Source organism: Acidovorax sp. HMWF029, assembly GCF_003060895.1.
In the GTDB taxonomy this organism is placed as follows: Bacteria; Pseudomonadota; Gammaproteobacteria; order Burkholderiales; family Burkholderiaceae_C; genus Acidovorax.
Window position 1 is genome coordinate 15,412 of the sequence record NZ_QAIH01000195.1, and the last position, 4,719, is coordinate 20,130.

General features: G+C 63.8%; 5 protein-coding genes and 2 pseudogenes. 5 read left to right on the forward strand and 2 right to left on the reverse strand.

What is annotated here, in order from left to right:
• The 3 genes and pseudogenes from DBR12_RS22875 to DBR12_RS13720 all read left to right on the forward strand — a co-directional run.
• Positions 1 to 721, forward strand: a pseudogene (locus tag DBR12_RS22875) (translational GTPase TypA); the annotation flags it as partial.
• A 68-nt stretch (positions 722 to 789) separates the two neighbouring features.
• Positions 790 to 1,665 (forward strand): DMT family transporter, encoded by an 876-nt coding sequence (locus tag DBR12_RS13715; RefSeq protein WP_108617774.1) that lies wholly within the window; start codon positions 790 to 792, stop codon positions 1,663 to 1,665.
• Entirely contained in the window at positions 1,662 to 2,768 is a 1,107-nt protein-coding gene (locus DBR12_RS13720) for an enoyl-CoA hydratase/isomerase family protein (protein WP_199226688.1), read from the forward strand. The genes DBR12_RS13715 and DBR12_RS13720 overlap by 4 nt, the downstream gene beginning before the upstream one ends.
• Before the next feature lie 195 nt (positions 2,769 to 2,963).
• On the opposite strand, the gene smpB is transcribed toward DBR12_RS13720, so the two are convergent.
• Complete coding sequence (gene smpB, locus DBR12_RS13725; protein WP_094290857.1) at positions 2,964 to 3,437, reverse strand: SsrA-binding protein SmpB; 474 nt, start codon at positions 3,435 to 3,437, stop codon at positions 2,964 to 2,966.
• Positions 3,438 to 3,554: 117 nt separating this feature from the next.
• Here smpB and DBR12_RS13730 point away from each other — a divergent pair, with 117 nt between their 5' ends.
• Entirely contained in the window at positions 3,555 to 3,995 is a 441-nt protein-coding gene (locus DBR12_RS13730; protein ID WP_108617775.1) for a type II toxin-antitoxin system RatA family toxin, read from the forward strand.
• Positions 3,988 to 4,380: an RnfH family protein gene (locus DBR12_RS13735; protein WP_108617776.1), complete on the forward strand. Its 393-nt coding sequence runs from the start codon at positions 3,988 to 3,990 to the stop codon at positions 4,378 to 4,380. Before DBR12_RS13730 ends, DBR12_RS13735 begins: the two co-directional genes overlap by 8 nt.
• Before the next feature lie 25 nt (positions 4,381 to 4,405).
• Here the strand turns inward: DBR12_RS13735 and DBR12_RS13740 are convergent.
• A pseudogene (locus DBR12_RS13740) lies at positions 4,406 to 4,719 on the reverse strand (DUF4124 domain-containing protein); the annotation flags it as partial.

Here is a 4,719-nt window from a genome sequence, read left to right on the forward strand (position 1 = left end):
ACTGCACCTGACCATCCTGCTCGAAAACATGCGCCGCGAAGGCTACGAGCTGGCCGTGTCCAAGCCCCGCGTGGTGTTCAAGGACATCGATGGCGTCAAGCACGAGCCCATCGAGCTGGTAACGGCCGACATCGAAGAAGGCCACCAGGGCGGCGTGATGCAAGCCTTGGGCGAGCGCAAGGGTGAGCTGGTGAACATGGAGTCCGACGGCCGTGGCCGTGTGCGCCTGGAATACCGCATCCCGGCCCGTGGCCTGATCGGTTTCACCAACGAATTCCTGAACCTGACGCGTGGCTCGGGCCTGATCAGCAACATCTTCGACAGCTACGAACCCCACAAGGGTGACATCGGCGGCCGCAAGAACGGCGTGCTGATCTCCATGGACGACGGTGAAATCTTCACCTACGCCCTGGGCAAGCTGGACGACCGTGGCCGTATGTTCGTGAAGGCGAACGACCCCGTGTATGAAGGCATGATCGTCGGCATCCACAGCCGTGACAACGACCTGGTGGTGAACGCCACGCGGACCAAGCAGCTGACCAACTTCCGCGTGAGCGGCAAGGAAGACGCGATCAAGATCACGCCCCCGATCGACCTCACGCTGGAATACGGCGTGGAGTTCATTGAGGATGACGAACTGGTCGAGATCACGCCCAAGTCTGTGCGCCTGCGCAAGCGCCACCTGACCGAAAACGAGCGCAAGCGCGCTTCCCGGTCCTGATAGGCTGAGCGTCCCCGAAAGGGCCACTGCTGCGCAGTGGCCTTTTTTCCGTCTGCAACCCCTACTTCATGTTGAAACTCACGCATTCCCGCGCCGTGCTGCTGATGGTGGCGGTCACCCTGATGTGGTCGATTGCCGGTGTGGTCACGCGCCACCTGGAGCACGCCGCGAGTTTTGAGGTGACCTTCTGGCGCAGCTTCTTCACGCTGGTGTCGCTGCTCGTCCTGTTGCCGTTGCTTCAGGGGCGGGCGGTGTTCGTGGCCATGCGCAAGGGTGGCAGCGTGTTGTGGATCTCTGGCATCTGCTGGAGCGTGATGTTCACCGCCTTCATGGTGGCCCTGGTGCTCATGCCGGTGGCCAATGTGCTGGTCACCATGGCGGTGGGGCCGCTGCTGACCGCGCTGTTCGCGCGCATATTCATTGGCCACCACATCGCTGCGCGCACCTGGGGCGCGATTGCGGTGGCAGGCCTGGGCATAGGCTGGATGTATGGTTCGCAGATGGCTGGCTTGCCGCTGGCGGGCACGCTGGTGGCCCTGTGCGTCCCGGTGGCAGCGGCCATCAACTGGACGGTGGTGCAGCATTCACAGCGCCATGGCCATGCGGTGGACCTGGTACCCGCCGTGCTGGTGGGGGCCGTAATCTCGTCCCTGGTCACGCTGCCGCTGGCCCTGCCGTTGCGGGCCTCGGGGCATGACCTGGCCCTGCTGGCCTTGCTGGGCGTGGTGCAATTGGCGATTCCTTGCGTGCTGGCCGTGCGCTGCGGCCGGGTGCTCAAGGCGCCCGAGATGGCGCTGCTGGGTTTGCTGGAAGTGATTTTTGGCATTTTGCTGGCATGGCTGGGCGCGGGCGAAAAGCCCGCCGCAGCGGTGCTGACGGGAGGCGCGCTAGTGATCGGTGCGCTGGTGTTCAATGAACTCTTAGGTTGGAAGGAACAAAAATGACGGAGACGGTTGTGTCGGAAGTTGTGAGCGATGTGCTGAGTGAGGTGCGTGGTCAGGTGGGCTTCATTACCCTGAACCGCCCGCGTGCACTCAATGCCTTGTCGCTCTCCATGGTGCGTGACCTGATGGCCATCTTGCTGGCTTGGCAGAACGATGCGCGCGTGCTGGCCGTGGCGATCCGGGGCAGCAACAAGGAAGGCCCGTTTGGCGCTTTCTGCGCGGGCGGCGACATCCGCTTTCTGCACCAGGCAGGCAGCCAGGGCAACCCTCAGCTCGAAGACTTCTTTACTGAGGAGTACGCGCTCAACCACCTGATCCACAACTACGCCAAGCCCTACATCGCCTTCATGGACGGCATCGTGATGGGCGGCGGCATGGGCATCAGCCAGGGCGCCGCGCTGCGTGTGGTGACCGAGCGCACCAAGATGGCCATGCCCGAGACCGCGATTGGCCTGTTCCCCGACGTGGGGGGCGGCTACTTCCTCAGCCGTTGCCCGGGCCGCGTGGGCGAATGGCTGGCGCTGACCGGCGACACCATCGGCGCCGGTGATGCCATCGACAACCAGCTGGCCGATGGCTGCCTGCCTGCCGACCAGCAGGTGGCCGTGTGGGAAGCCCTGGCCACACAGACCTTTGCCAACGGTGCCGCCATCAAAGACTATGTTGCTACAAAATTTGTAGCTATTGAGCCAATGCAGTCAGGCGCAAAGGGCCAAGTTGACCGGTTTTTTGCGCTGCCCACCGTGGGCGAGATCGTGTGGGCCCTGGAGTCTGCCGACAGCGACTGGGCACGTGCCACGGCCACCACTTTGCGCAAGCGCTCGCCGCTGATGCTGAACGTGGTGCTGGAGCAGATCCGCCGCGCGCGCGGCATGGGCTTGGCCGATGACCTGCGCATGGAGCGGGACATGGTGCGCCACTGCTTTTATCTGCGCCCCGGCCAGAGCGAGACAGTAGAGGGCATCCGCGCCCTTGCGGTGGACAAGGACCACGCGCCGAAGTGGAACCCCGCGCGCATCGAAGACGTGACACCCGAGATGGTGGCGCCGTTTTTTGCCAGCCCCTGGCCAGCACATTCCCACCCGCTGGCAGCGCTGGCCTGAGGGCGTGGAGGCTCAGAAGGGTGGCGGTCTCTGAAGCTCCAGTGCCGCTGCCTGTGGCTGGGCGGGCTGGATCTGCTTTGCTGACATCGCTTCGGCGGGGCCCAACGGGACCAGGGCGCGACTCCTGTTTGGGACGACCCCGATGAGAGGCCGAAGCATGCCGCATGCCGGTGCAGGCCCGCGGCGCTGTGTGGGTTACCGGTTGTGGCTTTTCATCGCGCGCTCAACCTCGCGCTTGCCTTCGCGGTCCTTGATGGTGTCGCGTTTGTCGTGTTCAGCCTTGCCTTTGGCCAGCGCGATTTCGCACTTCACGAAGCCGTTCTTCCAGTGCAGGTTCAGCGGCACCAGGGTGAAGCCTTTCTGCTCGACCTTGCCGATCAGCCGCTTGATATCGTCCTTCTTGAGCAGCAGCTTCTTGGTGCGCGCTGATTCAGGGTTCACATGCGTCGAGGCGGTCTTGAGCGGGTGGATCAGGCATCCCAGCAGAAACAGTTCACCATCGCGAATGAGCACATAGCCGTCAGTCAGTTGCACCTTGCCTTCGCGCAGCGCCTTCACCTCCCAGCCGTGCAGCACCATGCCGGCCTCGTGGCGCTCTTCAAAAAAATAGTTGTAGGCCGCTTTCTTGTTGTCAGCAATGCGGGACGTGGGATCAGGTTTCTTGGCCATGGGGTTTAGATGCGGCGCAAACGGGGAGATAAAAGGCCTCCCTACAATGTTGTCGTCTCGCGAGCCGCGATTCTAATTTCTCCCCCGCTTGCGCGGTCTCGCGCAAGCAGCGTCTGCATGAAAACCGTTCAAAAGTCCGTCCTCATCTGGTACAGCCCCGAAGAAATGTTTGCCCTGGTCACCGGGGTGGAGCACTACCCGCAGTTTTTGCCCTGGTGTGATCGCTCTGCCGTGCTGGAGCAGACCGAGGAAGGCATGACCGCCGAAGTGGGGATTGCCCTGGGGGGCATCCGCCAGACATTTGTGACGCGGAACACCCACGAGGCCGGGCGTCGGGTGCAGATGCATCTGGTCAAGGGCCCGTTCTCGCGTTTGGACGGAGACTGGCATTTCCACCCTGTGGGTGATGGCCAGCAGCGCGCCTGCAAGGTGGAGCTGCTCCTGAACTATGGCTTTGACAGTGCGGCGCTGGCGGCGCTGGTGGGGCCGGTGTTTGACCGTATCGCGGGCAGCATGGTGGACGCTTTTGTGAAACGGGCGGAGCAGGTTTATGGCTGAAGCGGGTGCCGTGGAAACGGGCGCGGCGCACCCCATGATGCAGGTTTCGGTGGTGGTGTGTGTGGCGCCTCGTGAGACACGGGAGTGGACGCTGGATTTGCCCCAGGGGGCCTTGGTCGCCGATGCCCTGCGGGCTTGTAGCGCCATGCCGCTACCTGCACCAGCCCAGGCGGGGGCGGTAGCAGAAACAGGCTTGCCGCTTGTGGGGGTGTGGGGTCGGGCGGTGGCGCTGGATGCAGCCCTGCAGCACGGGGACCGTGTGGAGGTTTACCGCCCCTTGAAGGTGGACCCCAAGGTGGCGCGCCGTGAGCGGTTCGCGCGCCAGGGCGCGCGCTCTACCGGCCTGTTCGCTCGTCAGCGCCCCGGAGGCAAGCCGGGGTATTGAGGCAGTTACCGCTAAGTGATGCGGCTCAGCGCGCGCAGTCCGAGGCGACGATGCCATCGATGCGCTTGGCTTCTGCCGCACGGGCTGGGCCGTCGAGGAAAATGCGCTCGCCCTGGGCGTTGGTCTGGGTGATGGGTTTGCCCGCATCGAATGCGGCTTTTGCGGCACGGGCGCGGGAGCAGTTCTCAGCCTTGGCCTTGGCGATTTTCTCGTCTTCTGCCTTTTTCTTGGCGGCCTCGGCGGCTTCGGCCTGGGCTTTTTTCTCTTCCAGTTCCTTGTCCTTGCCGCTACCTGCGGCACTGGCTGCAGGCTTGGGGGCCGCGGCGGCTGCAGTGGCAG

Bases quoted from the DNA above. Each gene is read 5' to 3' on its own strand.
- DBR12_RS13715 (WP_108617774.1), top strand. From the start codon at position 790: ATGTTGAAACTCACGCATTCCCGCGCCGTGCTGCTGATGGTGGCGGTC.
- DBR12_RS13720 (WP_199226688.1), top strand. From the start codon at position 1,662: ATGACGGAGACGGTTGTGTCGGAAGTTGTGAGCGATGTGCTGAGTGAG.
- smpB (WP_094290857.1), bottom strand. From the start codon at position 3,437: ATGGCCAAGAAACCTGATCCCACGTCCCGCATTGCTGACAACAAGAAA.
- DBR12_RS13730 (WP_108617775.1), top strand. From the start codon at position 3,555: ATGAAAACCGTTCAAAAGTCCGTCCTCATCTGGTACAGCCCCGAAGAA.
- DBR12_RS13735 (WP_108617776.1), top strand. From the start codon at position 3,988: ATGGCTGAAGCGGGTGCCGTGGAAACGGGCGCGGCGCACCCCATGATG.